This window comes from Enhydrobacter aerosaccus, assembly GCF_900167455.1.
Taxonomy (GTDB): Bacteria; Pseudomonadota; Alphaproteobacteria; order Reyranellales; family Reyranellaceae; genus Reyranella; species Reyranella aerosaccus.
In genome coordinates this window covers 86602-109433 of the sequence record NZ_FUWJ01000013.1, presented here as the reverse complement: position 1 = coordinate 109433, position 22832 = coordinate 86602, and the positions used below count along the sequence as shown (strand labels likewise).

23 protein-coding genes are annotated in these 22832 nt (G+C 61.0%); 19 read left to right on the top strand and 4 right to left on the bottom strand.

All coding sequences use genetic code 11. The features are described 5' to 3' along the window. Nucleotides 1-92: 92 nt before the first annotated feature. From B5D62_RS28730 to B5D62_RS28725, 3 genes are all read left to right on the top strand, one after another. Complete coding sequence (locus tag B5D62_RS28730; protein WP_085937518.1) at nt 93-473, top strand: DUF3592 domain-containing protein; 381 nt, start codon at nt 93-95, stop codon at nt 471-473. 267 nt (nt 474-740) lie between these two features. Next, nucleotides 741-938, top strand: coding sequence for a hypothetical protein (locus B5D62_RS33130; RefSeq protein ID WP_139374139.1), 198 nt, complete (start codon nt 741-743; stop codon nt 936-938). A 136-nt stretch (nt 939-1074) separates the two neighbouring features. After that, nucleotides 1075-1818, top strand: a complete 744-nt coding sequence (locus B5D62_RS28725) for a GntR family transcriptional regulator (RefSeq protein ID WP_170921189.1) — start codon at nt 1075-1077, stop codon at nt 1816-1818. A gap of 57 nt (nt 1819-1875) precedes the next feature. Here the strand turns inward: B5D62_RS28725 and B5D62_RS28720 are convergent, their stop codons facing one another. The 3 genes from B5D62_RS28720 to B5D62_RS28710 are packed head-to-tail and all read right to left on the bottom strand — an operon-like array spanning nt 1876 to nt 5690. Beyond that, complete coding sequence (locus tag B5D62_RS28720) at nt 1876-2652, bottom strand: SDR family oxidoreductase (RefSeq protein ID WP_139374138.1); 777 nt, start codon at nt 2650-2652, stop codon at nt 1876-1878. Nucleotides 2653-2670: 18 nt separating this feature from the next. Further along, complete coding sequence (locus tag B5D62_RS28715) at nt 2671-4092, bottom strand: amidase (RefSeq protein WP_085937515.1); 1422 nt, start codon at nt 4090-4092, stop codon at nt 2671-2673. Nucleotides 4093-4100: 8 nt separating this feature from the next. Further along, complete coding sequence (locus B5D62_RS28710; protein ID WP_085937547.1) at nt 4101-5690, bottom strand: ABC transporter substrate-binding protein; 1590 nt, start codon at nt 5688-5690, stop codon at nt 4101-4103. A gap of 141 nt (nt 5691-5831) precedes the next feature. On the opposite strand from B5D62_RS28710, the gene B5D62_RS28705 reads away from it, so the two are divergent. The 7 genes from B5D62_RS28705 to B5D62_RS28675 all read left to right on the top strand — a co-directional run bounded on the left by B5D62_RS28705 (nt 5832) and on the right by B5D62_RS28675 (nt 11922). After that, on the top strand, nt 5832-6710 hold the full coding sequence (locus B5D62_RS28705; RefSeq protein WP_218191368.1) for an SMP-30/gluconolactonase/LRE family protein: 879 nt from the start codon (nt 5832-5834) through the stop codon (nt 6708-6710). 16 nt (nt 6711-6726) lie between these two features. Beyond that, nucleotides 6727-7668 (top strand): ABC transporter permease, encoded by a 942-nt coding sequence (locus B5D62_RS28700; protein WP_085937514.1) that lies wholly within the window; start codon nt 6727-6729, stop codon nt 7666-7668. 5 nt (nt 7669-7673) lie between these two features. After that, on the top strand, nt 7674-8573 hold the full coding sequence (locus B5D62_RS28695; protein WP_085937513.1) for an ABC transporter permease: 900 nt from the start codon (nt 7674-7676) through the stop codon (nt 8571-8573). A gap of 2 nt (nt 8574-8575) precedes the next feature. After that, the gene (locus B5D62_RS28690; RefSeq protein ID WP_085937512.1) at nt 8576-9565 is read left to right on the top strand and encodes an ABC transporter ATP-binding protein; all 990 of its coding nucleotides are present in this window, start codon (nt 8576-8578) and stop codon (nt 9563-9565) included. Further along, nucleotides 9562-10623 carry an ABC transporter ATP-binding protein gene (locus B5D62_RS28685; protein ID WP_085937511.1) on the top strand — a complete coding sequence of 354 codons (1062 nt, stop codon included), beginning with the start codon at nt 9562-9564 and terminating at the stop codon, nt 10621-10623. Before B5D62_RS28690 ends, B5D62_RS28685 begins: the two co-directional genes overlap by 4 nt. A 75-nt stretch (nt 10624-10698) precedes the next feature. Continuing rightward, nucleotides 10699-10899 carry a hypothetical protein gene (locus B5D62_RS28680; RefSeq protein WP_218191367.1) on the top strand — a complete coding sequence of 67 codons (201 nt, stop codon included), beginning with the start codon at nt 10699-10701 and terminating at the stop codon, nt 10897-10899. A gap of 345 nt (nt 10900-11244) precedes the next feature. Beyond that, nucleotides 11245-11922, top strand: coding sequence for a nitroreductase (locus B5D62_RS28675; protein WP_085937509.1), 678 nt, complete (start codon nt 11245-11247; stop codon nt 11920-11922). Nucleotides 11923-12475: 553 nt separating this feature from the next. Here the strand turns inward: B5D62_RS28675 and B5D62_RS28670 are convergent. Next, nucleotides 12476-12943, bottom strand: coding sequence for a transposase (locus B5D62_RS28670; RefSeq protein ID WP_139374137.1), 468 nt, complete (start codon nt 12941-12943; stop codon nt 12476-12478). Nucleotides 12944-13416: 473 nt separating this feature from the next. Here B5D62_RS28670 and otnK point away from each other — a divergent pair, with 473 nt between their 5' ends. From otnK to B5D62_RS28620, 9 genes are all read left to right on the top strand, one after another. Continuing rightward, nucleotides 13417-14700, top strand: a complete 1284-nt coding sequence (otnK, locus tag B5D62_RS28660) for a 3-oxo-tetronate kinase (RefSeq protein WP_139374136.1) — start codon at nt 13417-13419, stop codon at nt 14698-14700. Further along, a complete protein-coding gene (locus B5D62_RS28655; protein WP_085937506.1) occupies nt 14697-15344 on the top strand; it encodes a class II aldolase/adducin family protein in 648 nt (215 codons plus the stop codon). Before otnK ends, B5D62_RS28655 begins: the two co-directional genes overlap by 4 nt. A gap of 14 nt (nt 15345-15358) precedes the next feature. Next, nucleotides 15359-16147, top strand: a complete 789-nt coding sequence (locus B5D62_RS28650; protein WP_085937505.1) for a shikimate dehydrogenase family protein — start codon at nt 15359-15361, stop codon at nt 16145-16147. Between the two features lie 94 nt (nt 16148-16241). Beyond that, nucleotides 16242-17405 carry an ABC transporter ATP-binding protein gene (locus tag B5D62_RS28645; protein WP_085937544.1) on the top strand — a complete coding sequence of 388 codons (1164 nt, stop codon included), beginning with the start codon at nt 16242-16244 and terminating at the stop codon, nt 17403-17405. Further along, nucleotides 17402-18280, top strand: coding sequence for an ABC transporter permease (locus tag B5D62_RS28640; protein ID WP_085937504.1), 879 nt, complete (start codon nt 17402-17404; stop codon nt 18278-18280). Before B5D62_RS28645 ends, B5D62_RS28640 begins: the two co-directional genes overlap by 4 nt. After that, nucleotides 18277-19083, top strand: a complete 807-nt coding sequence (locus B5D62_RS28635; RefSeq protein ID WP_085937503.1) for an ABC transporter permease — start codon at nt 18277-18279, stop codon at nt 19081-19083. The genes B5D62_RS28640 and B5D62_RS28635 overlap by 4 nt, the downstream gene beginning before the upstream one ends. 22 nt (nt 19084-19105) lie before the next feature. Then, on the top strand, nt 19106-20173 hold the full coding sequence (locus B5D62_RS28630) for an extracellular solute-binding protein (RefSeq protein ID WP_085937502.1): 1068 nt from the start codon (nt 19106-19108) through the stop codon (nt 20171-20173). Nucleotides 20174-20222: 49 nt separating this feature from the next. Then, the gene (locus B5D62_RS28625) at nt 20223-20573 is read left to right on the top strand and encodes a N,N-dimethylformamidase alpha subunit family protein (protein ID WP_085937501.1); all 351 of its coding nucleotides are present in this window, start codon (nt 20223-20225) and stop codon (nt 20571-20573) included. Then, a complete protein-coding gene (locus B5D62_RS28620; protein WP_085937500.1) occupies nt 20563-22824 on the top strand; it encodes a N,N-dimethylformamidase beta subunit family domain-containing protein in 2262 nt (753 codons plus the stop codon). Before B5D62_RS28625 ends, B5D62_RS28620 begins: the two co-directional genes overlap by 11 nt. The last annotated feature ends 8 nt before the right edge of the window (nt 22825-22832 follow it).

The following is a 22832-nucleotide window of genomic DNA, read 5'->3' as shown; positions in this document are numbered from 1 at the left end:
GAGGCGGACGATCTCGCAGAAAACCTTGAAAACGCCCGGGCCAGGCGGGCGATCATCTTGAGTTGGACGGGTGTATCCTCTTGAGGAAGGCTATGTTCAAGGCGATAGGCACATTTGTCATTGGTATCGGCCTTCTGATCGCTGCGGGGTTCAGCGTCCACGCAACGCTTGGATTTCTACGAACGTCGATTGTTGCACCCGGGCGCGTAGTGAAGCTCAATGCGGGCGGATATCACGCCGAGATCGAGTTTGTCACAAAGGCCGGAGAGCATGTGTCGTATCCACAAGGGGGCATCCTGATCGCGGCGATGATGGTCGGACAGGATGTCGAAGTTCGATATTTGCCGGAACAGCCGATCCCCACTGCAACGGTCAATACGTTTCGGGCAATTTGGGATACTTCGATCTTTTTCCTCACGATAGGGCTGGGCGCTATCGCGGTCGGGCTTATGAATCTGCCGTCGCGCAAGTAAGAAGACAGCGTGAGAGGATGCCGCGCGGCGCTCAGCCGAGCAATTCGGGCTCGGCCAGGTGCTCTTGCACCAACAGCTTGACGGCACGTTGCAAGCGCTCGAGACGCCAAGGGCCTCCCCTGCTACCGGGGTCCTTATTGAGCTCAGTGACAATGGCGCGCCATCTGGTGTGCGGCCGAATGCGGCGCACGATCGGCAGTCAGGCATCGGCTTCGGCTGTCCCAGCCCGCTCGAATCGGCAGAAGGCGCTAAGCACCATAGGGAGCTGTGGGCAGCAATACGTCAAATCTTAACCGGAAAGTGGAAAGCCGTGAATCAGGCAGATTTCTCAATCCGCAGGTATTGGGCCCGGCAAGCAATCTTGCTTACATCGAATGGAACACCGATCAACATCTTCAGGCAGCCGAGCGCCTTCCGTTCAATGCGAAACGCGGCACCGGCACGGGCATTGCGCTCTACAGCTGATGTAGAGGCTCCGCTTCATACGCAGATCATATCATCCCCTCGGCTACGAGACGGCGGTAATGCTCTCCCAGCACGGCCACTTCGTTAAAGCGTCTAAATGTAAAGAATCGACGTTCTGGTCATGAGGCACGCTATAGTGGCGGCCATTCAGGGAGTTGAGGGGCACGGTTTGACAGCAACTCGAAGCAGTCTGTCCGAGAAGATTTACGCAGACCTGCGGCTCGCATTGATGTCCGGGGTCTATGAGCCCGGCGATCGCCTTAACATACGCAAAATAGCGGTCACCAATGACACTTCCCCGACTCCAGCAAGGGAAGCAGTAATGCAATTGGTGCGTGAGGGGGCCCTTGAGCTCAAACCGGGCTATCAACCCCGCGTTCCTGTTCTAAGCGCCGATCAGTACATCAAGATTCGCGAGGTCCGAGTTCCGCTCGAGCGTCTGGCAACCGAGCTGGCAACGGTCCGCGTGACTAACGAGTTACTCGATCAGCTGGTTGAACTCGACAAGCAGTTCATCGATGCGGAGCATCGGCGCAGCTGGAAGGAGGCAATGAGCGCGAACCAGGCATTCCACTTCTCGATATACAACGCTTCGGGCAACGAAGTCCTTGTGCGCATGATTGAAAATCTGTGGTTGCTCACTGGCCCCTTCGTGCACAAGCAGTACCTTTCGTTGCCGCGTTTACCTTCTGACAGCGACCTTCACACCCAGATCATCGATGCGCTGAGGCGTCGCATGCCAAATGAGGCAGGCGACCTGATTGTGCAGGATATGCGTGAAGGCTTCCGCATTATCTTGCAGCATCTGTTGCATGCAAAGGCCTCGCTTCGCGGAAAGCGCCCGAACGCGAATACAACGAAGACCAATGGCAAGTACTGACGCCGTACGTCAGATGGGCGGTCTTCGATAGCGTCGGGCCACGTCGTCTGGTGCCTATTACCGATGCGACAACTGGGCAACGGCCCGACCCGCGGCAGGAGTTCCCGCCGATAGACCACCGTCTACAGCCAGCGTTTGACCGGTGATCATCGATGCCCTTTCCGACGCAAGAAAGGCAACGGCGTGCGCTACGTCGGCCGGGCGCGAAATGCGCGGCAGCGGGCAAAGTGCCAGCAGCTCGTCAAATACGTTTGGGTTGGCTGCCAGCCTCGCGTCCCAGGCGCGAGTGCGAACCGTACCAGGCGCTACGGCGTTCACTCGGACCCCAAATGGCCCAAGTTCGACGGCCAGGGACTTGGTCAGATGGATCAACCCAGCCTTCGCTGCGCTATAACCTGGGAAGCCGAAAACGCCTAGGCCGTTGACTGTCGCAATGTTTACGATGTTACCGTGCTCGGCAATCAGCTGCTCGCGGAGTGCCTGAATGCAAATAAAGGCAGAGTCGAGGTTGGCAGCGATATCTAGACGCCAGGTCGGGTAGTCGGTCGTAAGGATTGATGCGCCATTCGCCTTGCCAGCGGTGTTTACTAGGACCTTGATCTTCCCGAGCTTCATGGCCGCATCTGTTGCCGCGGCGACTGAAGCGGGATCCGCCGCATCGGCTACAAATGGGACGGCTTGACCACCTTCCTTCCGGATGGCGGCGCACACGTCTTCCGCCCGATCGCCGACGAGATCCATACAGGCGATCTTGAATCCGTCGTGCGCTAGTGCATGGCAAATAGCACTCCCGATATCGCCGCCGCCGCCGGTCACGAAAGCCCACGTGTTCATGCTCATTGTCCTACAGGGTTAGTCAGAGTAAGGCGGCCGATGCTGCGCCCACGGCCGTATTGCCTCGAAACGGGACGCTAGCTGCAGCACGCCGAGATCATCGAAGCGCCGTCCGACGATCTGCAGCCCAACGGGCAGACCGCTCGGAGTGAAGCCACAGGGAATTGATGCCGCCGGATTGCCTGATAGGTTGAATGGGTAAGAAAACTCCGCCCAGCTCAGCCAATCCCACGCGTGTTGCGGCCAGTGTTCGGGTTGCAATCGATCTGCTGGAAAAGCAGCTACAGATACCGAAGGCGTAATGAGAAAATCCCACTCCTCGAAGAAGCGGTGAATCTCCACAGCGTAAGCATACTTCTTTAGCCGCATGTTCTGATAATCGGCGAGCGTATAGTCCATCCCCGCGCGAATGCAGGCCACAAAGCCGGGGTCCATCTTCTCTTCCCATTGTGGCAGCAACGACCCGTGGCGAGCGGCGAAATGAGCTGGCCAGAAGAACCGAGCAAGTTCCGGTCCGCGGGCGCCCCAAGCGGGCGTCACCTCCTCGACGGTGAGGTCGAGGTCTGCTTCGAATACCTTTGCGGCAGCAAGAACGAGTTCGGCCACCTCTGGGTCGACCCGCGCGTGACCGAGATCTGGACTGAACGCAATGCGTAGTGGTCGATCAAACGCTTCATGTAGACGACTGGAGTAGTCAGCCGCAGAAGATTCCAGGCTGGTCTGATCCCATGGATGAGGTCCCGCCATCACTCCAAGCATCAGGCTTGCATCGGCGACATTGCGCGTTATGGGTCCCAGATGCAGCGTGTTGTCGCCGTTGGAGGGCGGATAGATGGGAACGCGACCATATGTCGGCTTCAGCCCGAACACGCCGCAGAAGTGTGCCGGCATGCGGATCGAGCCCGCGCCGTCTCCGCCCTGGTGCAGCGGGCCGTAGCCAGCGGCCGCTCCAACGCCTGCACCAGAGGACGAGGCGCCGGCATTGTAGCCGTGCTTCCAGGGATTGTGCGTCGTACCGGTCAGCGGACCATCGCTCACGCCCTTCCAGCCAAATTCGGGCGTGGTGGTCTTGCCCAGAATGATTCCGCCAGCGTCCCGCAGGCGCGTGACCATCGGTGTCGTGAAATCCGGCACCTTGCCCTTGCTCGTAAAGCTGCCGAACTCGGTCGGCAGACCAGCAATGGCTTCGTGATCCTTGATCGTCACTGGCACGCCGTGCAAGCGACCAAGCGGATCCCCGGCCATCACCGCTCGTTCCGCGTCGCGCGCCTGGTCCAACGCCGTCTCCGACGTCCGCAGCGCGAACGCATTCAAGCGTGGCTCGAGGCGATCAATGCGCTGGAGGACGGCTCGTACCAGTTCGACGGGGGACAAAGCCCGTGAACGGATAAGACGCGCCAGGTCGGTCGCTGATGTGAAGCAAAGATCGTCCGAATTCATCGACGTGCTCAGCCTTTCTTGAGATTCCAGAAGACAGGCATGCCGTCGACTACGTCTGTCAGGTTCGAGCGATAGGCCGTTGGCTGGTAGTAGAATCCCAACGGAATATACGGAACGTCCTCAAAGGCCTGTCTTTGCATATCGGCGATGATCTTCTTCTGCTCGGCAAGGTCGCCAGTGCTCATGTAAGCGTCGCGGTAGCGTTCGAGAGCCTCGCTGGTCGGCCAGCCGGCCCCCGAGAAGCCGGCGGCGCCGATGCCTCTCAGGAAGGTATGACTGAGGGGATTGATCGCCAGAACGCCCGGAGCATAGTTGCACCAGACGCTCCAACCACCCCGATCAACGGGTTGCTGCGACGACAGCCGAGGCAGCACCGTTCCCCAGTCCAGCGCCTGATAGTCGAGGTTGACACCACTTCGGCGGAACATGTCTGCGATGATCTCGCTCACCGCATTGAGCGCGGGTAGATCCGTCGGCACCAGGAAGACAACTTTTTCACCCTTGTAGCCGGCGGCACCGAGCGCCCGCTTCACCGCATCCACGCTGCGCGGAGAGGTCAGTGCTTCCATTCCAGCATTATTGGCAAGTGGCGAGTCCGGCAGGAAGTACCCGACATTGTCCTTCCAAAGCGACCGGTCGTCTCCCATGACCGCCGTCATGCAGTCTGCCTGATTCACCCCAGCGAGGAAGGCGCGGCGAATGGCCGGGTTGTTGAACGGCGGCTGCAGGTGGTTGAACTGCAACAACGCGAGATAGCCGCCCTTGTCCTTTATCTGGACCGTCACACCGCGCGACGATTTCAGCTGGGGCAGAAGGTCGGGTGTGGGCTGCTCCCACCAGTCCATCTCGCCCACTCGAAGCGCTGCCGCGGCAGTCGAAGCATCGGGCAAGGTGTGCCATTCGACGCGGTCCACATGAACGACCTTCGCACCGGCCATAAAGCTTGGCGCGCCTGCGGCGGGGACGTAGCCCGCGAATTTCTCATACACAGCACGCTGCCCGGCCATGCGCTCTTCTGCCAGGAATCGGAATGGTCCACTTCCGATGATTTCGGTTACCTGCTTGGCGCCGTCAGTCTGGGCCAGACGCTCCGGCATGATGAAGCAACACCGAGAAGGCTTGCCGAGGACGAAGGGTAACGATGGAAATGGCTGCTTCAGCCGGAAGCGGATCGTCTTGTCGGTGGGGGCCGACAACTCGTCGGTGACCGACGCGAGTTGCTTCGCCAGGACATCGAGGCGCCACCACCGCTCGATGCTTGCCACGGCATCTCTCCCGCGCACGGGCGTGCCATCGTGAAAAACGAGCCCGTCCCGCAACGTGATAATCCAGCTTCTTCCGTCATCCTCTATGGAATGACCGGCAGCCATCTGCGGCTGAATACTGAAAGACCCGTCCATCCCGTACAGGGTATCGAACACCATCAGACCGTGGTTACGGCTGACGAGGGCTGGGCTCTGAACCGGGTCGAGCAGCGCGAGATCCGCTTGCGGGATGAACTTCACCGTCGATCGACTGTGCGCTTGACCGAGTGCGGGCGTGAACAGCGGCATCACCGACGCGCCGGCAGCTTTGAGAACTGTTCTGCGATGGACCATGGCCTGACCCTCAATCATTTATCGGTCATTTTGATCTATCAAAATATCATCCCATATCGCGATACGATCAAGTCTTGCTTGCATCTGTTCTATCACAACCTTATTTTTGGTATATCATACTGAAGTCGTGGAGAGCCTTTCGTGCGTCCCATCGAGACCCGAACACCGCTCAATGAGCCGCTCGACCTTGCCGAAGGGCCGGTGTGGGATGACATGTTGGGCATGCTCTGGTTCGTGGACATCACGCAGCAGCTGATTCTGCAGCTCGATCCCGATTCAGGAGCGCTGCGTCGCTTTCCGATGCCGGCCCAGGTCGGCAGTCTTGGCCTCGCGACCAATGGGCGGCTCGTCGTGGCGTTGCGCTCTGGCGTGCATCTTTTTGATCCAAATACCAGTGAGCTCGAGTTCCTGGTTAACCCTGAGCCCACACCGACGACCAACCGATTGAATGACGGAAAGGTCGGTCCGGACGGCAATTTCTGGGTCGGCAGCCTTGATGGGCGGCCCACGCGCGAACGTGTGGCGGCTCTCTATCGGATCACGCCAGAGGGGACCTCAACGCGGATCGTCGGAGGACTTTATTGCTCCAATGGACTCGCCTGGAGCCCGGATGGGCGGACCATGTATCACGCCGATACCCTTGGTTCCTACGTGCAGGTGTTCGACTTCGATCCGAGGTCGGGCCAGGCCAGAAATCCACGCAAGCTTCTGACTTTGGACCGAGCGCAAGGCCTTCCGGACGGGGGCGCAGTGGATGTCGAAGGCCACTATTGGAGCGCAGGCATCAGCGCGGGAGTCATCAATCGAATTTCCCCGGATGGTGTCATCGTGGAGCGCATTCCGCTGCCAGTTACTGCCCCGACGATGCCGTGTTTCGGAGGGCCGGATATGCGAACGGTCTTCGTTACTGCCCTCGCTTCTGATCGGTCGGGTACCTATCAGGCAGGCAGCGTCGTCTCGTTTCGCGTTGAGGTTCCTGGACTCCCTGCTTGCCGGTTCGGCGAGAGAATTCCAGCGTAATGGACATGACCCGCCCGTGTTGATCTATGCCATACGGCGTCTAGTGGCAACGATCCCGGTGATGGCGATCGTCGCTCTCTTCGTATTCAGCCTGCTCTATCTGGCGCCCGGCGACCCGGCCACGATCATCGCGGGAGATCAGGCCACGCTCGAGGATGTGGAGCGGATCCGAGTCTCACTCGGCCTCAACGAACCTTTCGTGATGCGCTTCTGTCACTGGATTTGGCGCATCCTTCACGGCGACCTCGGTGTGTCGATCTTTTCCAACCAGCCAGTGACTCTCATGATTGCACAACGTATCGAGCCCACCGTTTCTTTGATGGTCCTGACGTTGGTTATCTCGGTATTGATTGCCGTGCCGCTTGGAGTGATCGGGGCCTGGCTGCAGGGCTCACTCGTCGACCGGCTGGTGATGGTATTCGCTGTCCTCGGCTTCTCCGTTCCCGTATTTGTGGTGGGATACGTACTGGCCTATTTCTTCGCACTGGAGCTCGATTGGCTGCCGGTCCAGGGCTTCACGCCAATCAATGCCGGGTTCTGGCCCTTCCTCCGGCAACTCATTCTGCCTGCGGTCGCACTCGGATTGATTTACGTCGCTCTGATCGCGCGCATAACACGCGCTGCCATGCTGGAAGTGCTTTCGCAGGAATACATCCGTACCGCTAGAGCGAAGGGGGTGGGACAGCCCCAGCTTCTGTTCTTTCATGCGCTTAAGAATGCCGCCGTTCCGATCGTGACGGTCATCGGAATCGGCGTGGCTCTGCTGATCAGTGGCACAGTGGTAACAGAAAGCGTGTTTGCACTTCCGGGCCTCGGCCGGCTGACGGTGGATGCCATCCTACGACGCGATTATCCGGTCATCCAAGGCGTGGTGCTGTTGTTCAGCTTCGTCTACGTGCTGGTCAATCTGGCAGTGGATCTCATCTACAAACTGTTCGATCCGAGGATCCGGTATTGAGCACGATGACAACCCCGCAGGACGTAGCCGTGGCCGACGCCCTTCCGGCCCTTTTCCCGACGGTGCGGCAACGGGGTCGGATTGCCATCTTCATCCGCCGTCATCCAACGATCGTGGTCGGCGGCGCGTTTCTACTCGCGCTCCTGCTCATTGCTGTCTTTGCGCCGTGGCTCGGTACCGTCGACCCGACCGCCCTCGCTCCGGCGAGGCGAACGAGACCGCCTTCTGCTCAATATTGGTTCGGCACGGACATGCTGGGGCGCGATGTCTACTCCCGAGTGCTGTTCGGCACGCGCGTCTCGCTGTTCGTCGGCTTTTCGGTCGCCATTCTCGCATCCACGATCGGACTGTTGATCGGCATTATCGCCGGCTTCGTCCGTCCCCTCGACACAATCCTGATGCGCGTCATGGACGGGCTGATGGCAATTCCGGGTATCTTGCTTGCAATCGCACTGATGGCACTAACGCGCGGCTCGGTGGCGAACGTGATCATCGCGATCAGCGTTTCGCAGATTCCGCAGGTGGCCCGTCTCGTGAGAAGCGGCGTTCTCACCCTCCGCGAACAACCCTATGTCGAGGCTGCCATCGCATCCGGCACACGTCTGCCAAAGATCCTTTGGCTGCACGTGGTCCCGAATGCGCTTGCTCCACTGGCGGTGCAAGCAACCTTCATCTGCGCCGCAGCGATGATCACCGAAGCGACACTATCGTTTTTGGGAGCTGGTACGCCCCCGAGCATTCCCTCATGGGGCAACATCATGGCTGAAGGGCGGGCGATTTGGCAGGTAAAGCCCTACATCGTTTTCTTTCCGGCCATCTTCCTCACGATTACGGTACTCGCGGTCAACATGCTCGGTGACGGCATGAGGGACGCGCTAGATCCACGCCTCGCAAAGAGCATCTGACCGTGGCGTTGCTCGAGATAGACCGCCTCCAGACCCATTTCGGCACACCAGACGGCGTAGTGCGCGCAGTCGAAGGCGTATCCTTCAACATCGAGGAGGGAGAGACCGTGGCCGTCGTGGGTGAGAGTGGCTGCGGAAAGTCCGTTACTGCCATGTCAATCCTGGGGCTCGTTCCACAGCCGCCAGCGCGCATCGCGGGTGCCATCCGGTTCGCGGGACGCAATCTTCTGGATCTACCGGAATCGGAGATGCGCAAGCTCCGTGGCAACGACATCGGCATGATTTTCCAGGAGCCTATGAGCAGTCTCAACCCGGTGCTTATGGTTGGGCGGCAAATCGGTGAGACGCTACGCCTGCATCAGAGATTGTCACGGCGCGCCGCCGAAAGCCGTGCGATAGAGTTGCTGGATCTTGTGGGTATTCCCGAGGCGAGGCGTCGGGTGCGGGAGTATCCGTATCAGCTTTCTGGTGGCATGCGTCAGCGTGTGATGATTGCGATTGCGCTCGCATGCAATCCCCGTCTGCTGATAGCGGACGAGCCGACGACCGCACTCGACGTGACAATACAGGCTCAGATCCTGGATCTCATGCGTGACCTGAAGCATCGCCTCGGCTCGGCGATCATGCTGATTACCCATGACCTCGGCGTGGTCGCAGAGATGGCCGAGCGGGTGGTCGTCATGTATGCGGGGCGCAAGGTCGAGGAAGCTGCTGCAGGCGACATCTTCGCCAATCCCCAGCATCCCTATACGCGCGGCCTTTTGGGTGCCGTGCCGAAGCTCGGCTGTTCGCTTGAGCATAGTGAGCGCAGCACGCTGGCGGAGATACCGGGCCTGGTGCCGTCGCTGCGCAAGCCGATCGTCGGGTGTGCCTTTGCCGGCCGCTGTCCCAAGGCGACTCAACTCTGCCGTGAGCTCGCGCCGGCGGTGGAAGAGAAAGCCCCGCACCACCAGGTCGCATGCCACTTTGCGGAGCGGAAGTTCCCGACATGAGTGGCCCCCTTTTAGAGGTTCGGAACCTTAAGAAGCATTTTCCCCTCCAAGGTGGCCTGTTCGGTTCAGTGACCGGCTATGTCCATGCTGTCGATGGCGTGAGCTTCACGATCAACCGGGGAGAAACGCTTTCGCTCGTGGGTGAGAGTGGCTGCGGCAAGTCTACCGTCGGACGATGCATCCTGCGTCTAACTGAACCCACGGCGGGCGAGGTTCTTCTCGACGGCCAACGAATCGACCACCTTTCGCCAGGTGCTCTGCGACCGCTGCGGCAGCGCATTCAGATCGTCTTCCAGGACCCGTTCAGCAGCCTCAATCCGCGTATGCGCGTGGGCGACATAATAGCCGAGCCAATTATCAATTTCGGCCTTGCCAACAATAAGAACGAAGTGGAGGACCGTGTCTCAGGCCTAATGGACAGAGTCCGGCTTCCGCGGGATGCGATGCGTCGGCATCCCCATGAGTTCTCAGGCGGTCAACGGCAGCGTGTCGGAATAGCCCGGGCACTTGCGCCCGGCCCCGACCTCATCATCTGTGACGAGGCGGTGTCTGCTCTCGATGTTTCCGTTAAGGCGCAGATTGTCAACCTGTTAGCCGCCCTCCAGGACGAACTCGGTCTGGCGCTATTGTTCATCAGCCATGATCTCGCGATCGTTGAGCACGTCACCCATCGAGTAGCAGTCATGTATCTCGGAAAGATCGTCGAGATCAGCGACCGGCGAACGCTCTTCGCGAGCCCGCAACATCCTTACACACGCGCGCTGCTTTCCGCAGTGCCCGTACCGGACCCTTCGGTGCGGCGCGATCGCATCGTCCTTCGGGGGGATGTGCCGAGCCCCATCAATCCTCCGCCCGGCTGCCGGTTCCACACGCGGTGCCCCTTCGTCTTCGATCCCTGCAGGACGGCGGCGCCATCGCTGAGGCCGATTGGAAAAACGGAGCAGTTGGTAGCTTGCCATCTATCTTCGGATGCGGCCTTTGGCCAGTCGAACGCGGCTCAATTGCAAACGGCGGCAGCTAGCAAAAATGCGCCGTTGCATGGGCAAAAGCGTGACTAACTCTATACGGCAGAGAGTGCTTCCGCATTGATTGACTGCAACATGATGTAGCTCGTTTCCCACGACTTGGCCCTCGTGCGCCAACTCGCCCACACCGTCTCGGTGATGCACCGTGGGCGTATCGTCGAGCACGGGATCGTCACTGGCATCTTCGACAACCCGCAGCACCCCCATACAGCAGCGTTGCTGAAGGCGATCCCATCAGGGATCGCCGCGATCGCCGGCGGACCTCATCTCGGCGTCCGTCCGATCGTCGACGAGGCGCAGACCGCCTAATCATCTCGCGGCGGCCTGTACCCACGTGTGCTCGTTTGGCTCATTATCTCGTTGGTTGTGTCGAGGCCCTATTAAGCCGGAGCGATACCTGCAGCACCTCCGCAATGTCTCGTAAAATCTTCCAACTATTGCTGGACCGGGGGAGGGGGGCGAACAGCCATCATAGACATAACAATGTGCGAGAGTGGTGTTGGCGTCGCTCGATCTTGAGGTCGGCAATTTCAGGGTGAAGATCGGGAATGGAGTGAAGGCTTCGACCGTGTTGGGGGATGCGCGTGTCCTTAACGAACATTGGCTGGCGCGCCTTATGGCGGTTGGGCAGGATGGTAACCTGGGAGGTTATATATGCAGTTCGATGACGTCATTCTCGGCCGCCGCAGCATCCGCGGCTACAAGCCCGATCCCGTGCCCAGGGCATTGATCGAGGAGATTATCGCTTTGGCGATGCGGGCGCCGTCGTCGATGAACGTCCAGCCTTGGAACTTCTATGTTATCACCGGGGAGCCGCTGGACCGGATCCGCGCCGGCAATACCGAGAGGAACCTGGCCGGCGTGCCGCATTCGCGCGAGTTTCGTGCGCATGGCGCTTATACCGGCCAGCACCGTGATCGGCAGATCGGCGTCGCCAAGCAGCTCTTCTCCGCGATGGGCATTGCGCGCGACGACAAGGAAAGGCGCCAGGACTGGGTATTGCGGGGCTTCCGACAATTCGATGCGCCTGTCTGTGTGATCGTCACCTATGACCGCGTGCTGCACGGCAGTGACGATGCGCCCTTCGACTGCGGCGCCGTAGCCACCGCCTTGGTCAACGCTGCCTGGTCCCGCGGGCTGGGGGCGGTGATCAACAGCCAAGGCATTATGCAGTCACCGGTGGTGCGCGAGCACGCCGGGATCGCCGACGACCAGGTGATCATGAAGAGCATCGCCTTAGGCTGGCCCGATGAGGCCTTCCCGGCCAACGCTGTGGTATCCGAGCGCAGGTCAGTGGCCGAGGCGACTGTGTTTGTCGGCTTCGACGACTAGGCGCGACCAGATGGGAGCGGTCAGGCCCGTTACCACTCTGGAGGCGCTTTTGGTTCGGGCAGCGCGTGGTGTGGTTCAACCTCGCTGTGCTCGATCTGGGCGCTGCTTTCTGGCGCGTATTGTTGATGGTTGTCAGATTGGACTCCGGCCGTACATCCGTAGGCTCCCAAGAAGGGCTGCGGGTGCGCTGTTCGCAATGTTCCTGACTCCTCAACGGATTTTTCTGGCTGGCTCTCCGCTGGCAACTTCTTCATTCGCCGCCACGGACGAGTACCTACGGTTCGGGTACGGCCGCCGTTAGGCAGGCTGACCCAAAGCGTTCCCGTATGCACGAACTGCCATCTCGATAGGTCAGCCAAAAGCTGAGCCCGGCGTTAGTCGTTGTACGCCGTGGTTCGAACGCCCTTCCGAAAGTAAAGCCGGCCGGCCGAGGGGCCGAAGAATCACGAATTGGCGGCTTGGTATCACGCTTGCTCATAGGTCCATGCTGATCGCGCGTGATCAATAGCGCAGAAGGAGTATCGATAAGGAGGTTTGTGGCATCGGCCGCCTCCTATGGTTCATCTGCGGCCCGCTTGGTACCTGGGGGAATAGGCCGGTTCGGACCGCGACGGTGGCGAAACGGCCGGTAGGTTCCAAGCTTGGTGCTGGATTCGTAGCTGCCGTCTTCAAGGCCGAGCGGCATGTCTGCTTTTGCTGTCAATTCCGCCATCATCTCGGGTGCGATGATCGGCGCGGGACCTGACGTCGTGACCGTGGCCGCCACCGCACTGCCGATCAGGCCCTGACGTCGTGACGCAACCGCCTCGGCCGCCGCCCGCACCATGCCCGGAAGACCTCGCGTCCATTGAACCGTCGAGCGGCATAGGGCGATGAAGCCGCCCAGCGTCAGGCCGCCGACGAAGGTGACGGTCTTCGAATGACCATGCGGGATCGCGGCACGGCAGCGTTGCCCCTTCGGCGCCCACCCACGCAGGCGGGCCATCTTGGTCCAAGGCCCGCTTTCGTCGATGAAGATCAAGTTCTCGGGGGGCGAGCCCGGGCTGGCTGTCGGACCAGCGCTGGCACGCCGCCTTTACGTCAGGACGCTCCTGCTCGCTGACGTGCGCAGTCCTTTTGTGCGTCTGGTTGCGCCGGTCGAGGAACTTCCAGACCGCCGTCCAGACCACTCGCACGCCGCGCTCTGCGGCCAACCGCTCCACGATCTCCTCGAGGCTCGTGTCGGGCTTCTCGCGCACCCTTCCCAGCATGAAGGCCTCATGAGGATCCAGTACTGAGCCCTTGGGTTTGCCGGTACAGGTCTCCGAGCGCTGGATGGTCTGCAGGGCGCTGCAAGCAGTGGGGCACCGCCTGCATCTGGCACTCCCAATACCCAGTGTGATCATCGGACGCGGAGCGATTAGACTCTCGTTGCAGCTGCCGCTCCCTGTTGCAATATTTGATATATCATGTATCAGTCCTGGTTAGATTTGGCGGGGGACCATTTCGGACATCATGAAACCAGTTTTTGGCGTGGTGGCGGACGATCTGACCGGCGGCTTGGAGACCGCCGCCATGCTCATCGCGGCCGGCATCGACTGCGCGTTCGTCACCGACCCCGATCTGGTCGCCAATGTCGGCGACGTCCCGGCCATTGTGGTTGCGCAGAAGACGCGCGTCATTCCCGCTGACGATGCCGTTGCCAGGATCGAGAAGGCGGCGCAGGCACTGCTCGCGCGCGGCGCGCGTCAGCTATTCTTCAAATATTGCGCGACATTCGATTCGACGGACCGCGGCAATATCGGTCCCGTGGCGGACATGCTGATGCAACTGACGGGCGCGGATTACACCGCGTTCTGCCCGGCCTCTCCGTCGCTTCATCGTACCGTCTATAACGGCCATCTGTTTCTCGGGACCGAGTTGATCTCGGATTCGCCGAAGCGCAACGATCCGCTGACGCCGATGACGGATCCCGACCTCGTTCGCGTGTTGCAAAGGCAGACGTCGACCAGGGTCGGCCTTCTCGCTCATCCTTTGATCTGCGCGGGCCTTGCGCATTTGGAGCGTGCGATCGCGTCCGCGACGGGGCAGGGCATTCGCTACTTCATCACCGACGCGATCTACGAGCGCGACCTCGATGTCCTGGCAGCACTGACGTCCGACTGGAAGCTGATGACGGGCAACGCAACGATCGTCCAGCATTACCCGGCGATCTGGAGAGCGCAGGGGCTCATCCCGGCGACAGGCAATCGCGTGGGTTTGCCTGCGGTGGACGGGGGTGGCGTCGTTCTCGCCGGCAGTTGCGCGGAACGTACGCTCGAGCAGCTCGCCGACTTCGAAAAATGTCGTCCTGTGCTTCGGATGAATCTCCTGGCGGTCGACGACGTCGAGTCAGCGGTCGGATCGGCACTCGACTGGGCGCGGCCTCGGCTGGAGGCCGGGCCCGTCGCCATTTCGACGTCGGAATCCCCCGAAGTCGTAAAACTGGTTCAGGAGCGACATGGGCGCAAAGGCGCTGCGGAACTTGCCGAAACCATCCTCGGCCGTCTTGCTCTTTCGCTTCGTGACGCCGGAGTTCGCCGCTTCGTTGTTGCTGGCGGTGAGACATCAGGAGCGATTGTAGACCACCTCGATATTCGTAGCCTGCGGGTCGGCCCCTATGGCGGCCCGGGCATTGGAACGGCGGCGACAGATGGTGCTGATCCGATCGCTCTTTGCCTTAAGTCCGGCAAGCTCGGCCCGGTCGATCTGTTCATGACGACGCTGAAATCCATGCAGAATCCGGAGAATGCGAATTGAACGAGCTCGAAATCAGGCGCTCGCTACTGAACATCGTCGCGATGCTTGAAGCAAAGGGATTCAACCACGGCAGCAGTGGCAACGTCAGCTGCCGGATTGGTGAGGACATTCTCATCACGCCGACTGGCGGCAACAGCGGCAACACGACCCCCGATCGCCTGGTACGGCTGAAGCGCGATGGAACGGTGCTCGACGGCGGGCTGCCTTCAAGCGAGTGGCATATGCATCTTGCGATTCTCAACGCCTATCCGTACGTGAATGCGGTCGTGCATACACATGCCGACTACTGTGTCGCGCTGTCGTGCGTGGGGAAGCCAATTCCGGCATTCCACTACATGGTCGCGGGCTTTGGCGGTAACGATGTGCCATGCGTTCCCTATGCGACGTTTGGAACGCGGGCCCTTGCCGAGGGCGCGATTGCCGCGCTTCGGAAACGCAAGGCCTGCCTATTGGCCAACCATGGGATGATAGCCTCGGGCGCAAGCCTGCAGACCGCTTTCGATCTCACGGTGAGGCTCGAGACTCTGGCCCGGCAATATCTCCTCGCTTGCCAGGCAGGCACGCCGACAATCCTTTCCGACGATGAAATGGCGCGGGTGCTCGAACGCTATGCGGGCTACGGCCGCGTCGCACTACCGGCCTGATCGAAAGAGGGCTTATGGAGATCACCGGCAAGACCAAGATCATGTTCGTGTTGGCGGACCCGATCGGCCATGTACGGGCAAGCGCGGTCTTGAACGCCTATTTTCGGTCCATCGACGACGACGTGGCGGTATCGCCGCTGCATGTATTGCCCGCCGATCTGGGAGCAGTTCTCGCGAGCATCAGGCTGATGCGCAACGTCGTTGGTTTTGGCGTCACGATCCCGCACAAGACAAGTGTGATCGAGTATCTGGATGAGGCGACGCCCGAGGTAGCGCTCATCGGCGCGGTCAATTTCGTGAAACGAACGGCTGACGGACGCCTCGTTGGCGACAATCTGGACGCGCGCGGTTTTGTAGCCAGTCTCGCACAGCATCGGATTGCGGTGCGCGGCCGGAAAGTACTCCAGGTTGGAGCTGGCGGGGCAGGGCGTGCCACCGCCTTTGGCCTGGCTGGGGCCGGCACGCGCGAACTGACCATCATGAACCGGGATGAGGCGAAGGCACGCGCGCTTGCCGCTGCGGTGTCGCGGCGCTACCCGGGGACGAAGGTCAGTGCCGGGCATGCGGAGGCGCGCAGCTTCGACCTCATCGTCAACACGACATCGCTCGGCATGAAGATAGACGATCCTCTGCCTCTGGACCTCGAAGGGGTAGGGCCTGGCGCTGCTGTCAGCGACATTATCGTCACCCCGGAGGTCACCCCACTTCTTGCAAGGGCCGCCACTCAGGGCGCGAGAACGGTCGGTGGAAGACCGATGCTCGATGCGCAAATGGTTCTTGTCGCGAAGTTTATTGCGCGATAGGTGGATATATCAAATATTATATCGGCCGGTCGCCGACAGAGCTCGCGGCACGAACGCAGGCATTCTGCCTCCTGGGGCACTCCCCGACGGAAAGATAGGAAACGAGATCTTCGTGAAGCCTATATCGACCACATCAGCAACAGCCGGCGCCTCCGTCCGCATCAGTCGCCTGGAGAAGCGCTTCGGCCCAGTTGTCGCCGTCGATGGCGTGGATCTCGACATTGCCGCCGGTGAGTTCATTGCTTTGCTCGGACCTTCCGGCTCCGGCAAGACCACCATCCTGATGAGTGTTGCAGGCTTCGAGTTTCCGACCAGCGGCGCCATCGAGGTGGATTCGGAGGATCTCACCTATGTGCCTTCGAACAGGCGGAACCTGGGAATGGTCTTCCAGAACTACACGCTGTTCCCCCATATGACCATTCTCGACAATGTCGCCTTTCCCCTGAAGATGCGCGGATTGCCGAGGGCGGAAGGTCATGCGCGCGCCGAAGCCGCGCTCGCGACGGTGCGTCTGGCCGGTTACGGCCATCGCCGTCCCAACGAGCTCTCCGGTGGCCAGCAGCAGCGCGTGGCGCTGGCACGCGCGATCGTCTATCAGCCGCGCGTGCTGCTGATGGACGAGCCGCTCAGCGCACTCGACAAGAATCTGCGCGAGGACATGCAGCTCGAGATCAAGCGCCTGCATGCGGAACTCGGCATCACCGTCATCTTCGTCACGCATGATCAAGGCGAGGCTCTGACCATGGCGGACCGGATCGCCGTCCTGAAGGACGGCCGGATCCAGCAGCTCGGACCGGCACGCGAGCTCTACGAGAGGCCAGCCAATCTCTTCACCGCCGGATTCATTGGCGAGATGAACTTTGTCGATGTCATGGTCAAAAGCATCGGCGCTACCATCGCGGTAGCGCTGCCGTGGGGCGAGACCTGGCAACTGCCGGCGGCCGCGGCGGTCGATGCGATGGAGCCCGCTCAGGCGGCGGTGCTGGCAGTGAGGCCCGAGCGACTGGAACTCGGCGCAGGCGCAGCCGGGCAAGTCGGCGACAGGCAAGCCGTCGAGGGGCAGGTCATCAAGGTCACTCTGAGCGACATCGTCTATGCCGGGTCGGCCCTGCTCCTGATCGGTCGCCTTCCGGATGGTACCGAGATTCGAGCGCGTCTCCCGGGGGCATCGCGACTAGGCTCCCTGGCTGCGGGCGATGTTGCCTCCTTTACCGTCCCCGCCGAAGCCGCCCTGCTCTATCGCCGAAGTGCGCGATGAAGGGGGGCTCACGATCTCGCTTCTGGCACTCCGACGGGCGCAGGCTAAGCGGTCTGTCAACGGTGCTGTTGCTCGTGCCCTTCTTCGCGGTCATTGCGTTCGTCTTCGTCTATCCGATCGCGCAGCTCCTGGTGATTAGCGTTGCAGAACCGCATCCGACCCTGGGCAACTACGCTCGCGTCGTCGACAACCCCGTCCACGTTCGCGTCCTGATGCGTACGCTCTGGACTGCCGCGCTGGTGACAGCCCTATCGGTGGTCCTCGGTTTCCCAGTGGCTTACTACATGAGCCGGGTGAAGGGAGTGCGGGCTGCGCTAGTTGCGGTCTGCGTGATCTTGCCGCTCTGGTCGAGCGTATTGGTACGCACTGCAGCCTGGTCGTTCCTGTTCCAGCGCAACGGGTTGATCAACTCGGCCCTGATGGCCCTCGGCCTGACCTCGCAACCGTTCAAGCTGCTCTATACGCAGAGTGCAGTGGTCATCGCCATGACCCACGTGCTGCTGCCCTTCATGATCTTGCCGATCTACGGTTCTTTGCGCAGCATCCCCAATGATTATGTGCGGGCGGCTGCCGTGCTCGGCGCGACGCGACTGCGGACCTTTCTCGAAGTCATCCTTCCATTGAGCCTCTCGGGCGTCGTCTCCGGCTCGCTGCTGGTGTTTCTCACCGCGCTCGGATTTTTCATCACGCCCGCCCTTCTCGGTTCGCCGCAGGAGATGATGATCTCGACCCTCGTGTCAAAGCAGATCCGCGAGGTCCTTGACTGGCCCTTTGCCGCCGCACTGGTGGGAGTGCTGACGGTCTTCGTGACAGTGCTGGCGCTTGTGTTCAGCAAGACGTTGCGCTTCGATCGGCTGATGGGGAGCGCGTCGTGAAAGCGCCGACAGACCGAGGGGCTCTCCTGCTGGGCGCCTACGTCTATGCCGTGCTGGCTTTCATCATTGTGCCGCTGGTCATCGTCATTCCAATGTCGTTCAGCCAGAACGACTACCTCGCTTTTCCGCCGACGGGTTTCACCCTGAAATGGTACGCGGAGTATTTCGACAGCAGGCAATGGCGGGCGGCCACCTGGCTCAGTGTCCAGGTGGCGTTCCTGACCGCGATCTGCGCATCGCTGATTGGCACTGCGGCCACCTACGCCATGGTCCGCGGTCGCAGCCGGCTCGTGTCCCTGTTCCAGATACTCCTGATAGGGCCGATCATCGTGCCGCATATCGCGCTCGCCGTCGGTCTGTATCTGTTTTTTCAGACGATCGGTCTCTCCGGAACAGTTCCCGGCTTCGTGCTTGCGCATACGGTTCTGACCCTGCCGTTCGTCGTGTTCACGATGGCCGCAGCCCTGGGCAAGGTCGACGCCAATCTCGAATCGGCCGCGATGAGCTGCGGTGCGACGCGCCTTCAGGCCTTTCGCTTCGTGACGCTGCCGCTCGTCCTGCCGAGTCTTGCGAGCGGTGCACTGTTTGCCTTCATCATCTCCTTCGACGAACCCGTCGTGTCGTTCTTTCTGTCCGGCATACGTCAGAAGACGCTGCCGCGTCGGATGTTCGAGGATATCGAGCAGAACCTGACACCGGTGATTCCCGCGATCGCGACGCTGCTGATCGTCCTGTCCATCCTGATCTTGCTCGGGGGCCATGCGCTCAGGTCTCGGAGCAAGACCCAATCGAGCGCCGGGTGAGATCTCAACGAGGAGAACGTCGATGTCGAAGAAGACCTGGAAGTGGACGTCAGCATTTCTTGCGCTGGCTTGCACCCTATCAGCAGCGCTGCCGGCAGCCGCCCAGAAGCTCGAGGATCAGCTGGTGATCGCCACGACCGGTGGCCTGATGGGCAATACGCTGGAGAAATACTTCTATGGGTCCTTCGGCAAGGCGAAGAACGTCGAGGTCGTTCCGGTCGCGATCGAGGTGCCAGACCAGTGGGCGCGTGCCAAGGCCATGCAGCGCACCGGCAAGATCGAGTTCGACATCGTCACCGCAACCGGTCCCGATCTGGTCGGGCGCACCGACATGCTCGAGAAGATCGATTGTGCCAAGCTGCCGAGCGTCCAGAAGTTCGCCGTCTCCGATGCCTGCCAGCCCTACGGTGTGGCACGCACGACCGGTGGGATGCTGATCACCTACAATGCGGAGACATTCAAGGACAAGGCACCGAAGACCTGGGCCGACTTCTGGGACGTCAAGCGATTTCCGGGGCCGCGTGGCCTGCCCGATACCGGCGACAGCGACTGGTGGGTGCCGGTGGCCGCTCTTCTCGCCGATGGCGTCAAGCCGGAACAGCTTTTCCCGCTCGACCTCGATCGAGCCTACAAGAAGCTGGACGAGATTCGCCCCAACGTCACCGTGTGGTGGAAGACCGGCGACCAGGTGCAGCAGATCATGCGCAGCCGCGAGGTGGTCATGGCGATGAGCTATTCCGGACGCGCGCTGGCCGTCGTGAAGGAAGGTGCTCCGGTCGCGATGTCCTGGGACCAGGCGATCCGCGATACCGGCTATATGGCCATCCTCAAGGGCGCGCCCGATCCCAACGCGGCCATGGCTTATCTCGATTACTTCTATGCGAACCCCGAAGCGCACGTACCGTTCATGCGCGCGGTCAACTACGCAACTGCCAGCAAATCGGCCATCGATTTGCTGAAGCCCGAAGAGCGCAACCTTTATGCGACCTCGCCGGAGAACTACGAGAAGTTGGTCAAGCCTGACTTCGCCTGGATCGGCGAGCATCGCGACGCGCTGCGCCAGCGATGGATGGCCTGGTTGACCCGCTAGTCGGCATCAGAAGCCCCTCCGCCTTCCTGTCAGCACGACGAGGACGACCATGGATCACACCAGTGACCCCGATGCACTGCGCTACGTCATCGATCCGGGCCGGCTTGATCTCGTGGAGGAATTCCGCGCAAGCCCGCTTGGCCTGCACAGCCCGGAGCTCCGCAAGCTGCTGGCCCGGATGCGGTGGGGCAGGCCGGAGGGGAGGCTGGTCCTCATCGTCCTCGAGCCCGGCAAGGCATGGCGCCTGTCGCGTATTCCGGCGCGGCGGGGCGATCCTATGCCCTTTGTCGACGACCGGATTTTCACGTCGCTGGCCGAAGCCGAATGGCATGTCTTCAAGCTCCGCTGGCGGGAAATGACCGGTGCGATGTTGCCTACGGAGATTTCGGGTGATCTATAGGACTAACGAATATCTTGGCTATCCGGATCGCATCAGCGTTCCGGCAGGGGAGAGTGTCTCTTTCCAGCTGAGCAGCAAGCGCTCGAAAGTGAACATTGAAGTGCTGCGGCTGCGTTGTGGCGATGTCGACGCCAACGGCCCCGGCTTCAAGCACGAGGTGATGGTAAGCAACGTCGACGGCGAGCATGCCTGCCGCGATCAACCGATCCGTCCGGGCTCCAATGCGATCATCGAGCATCACGGGACTCTGGTTCCGACGCGTGGAGATTGGTGTTTCGGCACCTATGTCTGGCCGACGCGGATTGGCGACAACGCCAGAGCCGTGATGGGCAATTGGTGCGAAGCTTCCGCGCGCGGCTATGCGCTCGAGCTCGATGAGGAAGGGCATCCAGTTCTGGTGGTCGGCCGGTCGACCGGGACGCCGGCCCGGTTTACGCTCGACGTCAAGCTGCGTCAGCGCGTCTGGGCATTCATATCGTGCGCGCTCGACCTTGCACAGGGATTGGCGACATTGTCGGCGATCGTTCCGGCGGAGGGCGTTCGGCCCGCCGTCGCGCATTCGAAGTCGTTCGTTCTGCCGCGAGTGCTCGCGCTCGACTCCGGATTGCCGTTCTTGATCGCGGCCCATCATCAGAACGATGAACGACGATATGCCTGTCATTTCGACGGCAAGATCGAGGCACCACGGATATTCTCATGTCCATTGGATGCGGAGGCGTTGCGCACATTCGACTGCCAGCCGCGCACCGGCACCCCACGGGCCGGCCTCGTTGCCTTCTGGGATTTTTCGGATGGAATCGCGACTCTGTCCATCAAGGATCTGTCGGCGAATTGCCTGCATGGCAGCTTGCGCCAGTTACCGCGCAGGGGCGTCACCGGCTTTCACTGGTCGGGCAGCGTCCATGACTGGCGGCTCTCGCCGCGGGAATATGCGGCGATTCACTTCCATAGCGACGACATATACGATTGCGGGTGGCAGACCACGTGTACGCTCGACGTGCCGGCCGAGTGGCGCTCCGGTGTTTACGCGCTGCGCCTGACGCCGACCGGCGAGGCGCGCGAGTCGGACTGCGAGAGCTACGTCACCTTCTTCGTGACGCCAGGCAAGACGTCAAGGCGAGCGGACCTCGTGATCGTCGCATCGGTCGCGACCTACCTGGCGTATGCCAACAGCGCGCTGCGCCTCTATCAGGTTCATTTCGAGACGCTGATGGAGCACGTTCTGTGGTTGCCGCAGGATGATGTCTTCATGCAGGAGAACCCCGAGATCGGCCAGTCGACCTATGATTGTCATGTTGACGGTTCGGGCCGCGCCTACAGCTCCTGGCTGCGACCAATCCTCAACATGCGTCCGCGCGGCTACTGGTTCAACCTGATCAACGATACTCACATCCTCGACTGGCTCGAGGAGAAAGGGATAACGTACGATTTGATCACGGATATCGAGCTCGATCGGGAAGGCGCGCGGGCACTTGCGCCCTATAGGGTCATGATGACGCCGACCCACCCGGAGTACTTCAGCTTTAACATGATGAACGCGATCATGGTGTATCAGAACGCCGGCGGGCGGCACATCTCGATGGGTGGCAATGCATTCTATTGGCGCTGCGGGTTTCATCCGGCTGCACCGGCGGCACTCGAGGTTCGCCGTGGCATGGCTGGTACCCGAACCTGGGAGTCGGAGCCGGGCGAAGTGCATCTTGCCGGCACCGGTGAGCCCGGCTCGTTGTGGCGACACTCGGGTTTCGCGCCACAGAAGCTCGTCGGGGTCGGCTTTTCGGCAATGATAAACGACACCTGCGGCTATTATCTGCGCACCGCCGAGAGCGAGGATGCGCGCGCCAGTTTCATCTTCGAGGGCGTAGGTCGTCACGAGAAGATCGGTGACTTCGGCTTTCGCTACAATGGAGCGGTCGGCAGCGAGATCGACCGATGCGATTTCGATCTGGGAACGCCGCGCCACGCGCTGCGGATCGCGACGTCCGAGGGACTGGGCGCCGGCGCGCTGCCGACTCCGGAGGAGTTTCGGACCGTGGTTGATGGGCTTGACGGCACGCAGAATGCGCTGGTCCGTGCCGACATGGTGTTCTTCGAGACCGCGAATGGTGGTGCGGTGTTTGCGACTGGTTCGATCACCTTCGGCATGTCGCTGGGCCATAATGACTACGAGAACAATATCAGCGCCATTACCCTGAATGTTGTGAAGCGGTTCCTTGATCCGACGCCGTTCGTCATGCCAGTCCAGGCCTAGCGCGGCCA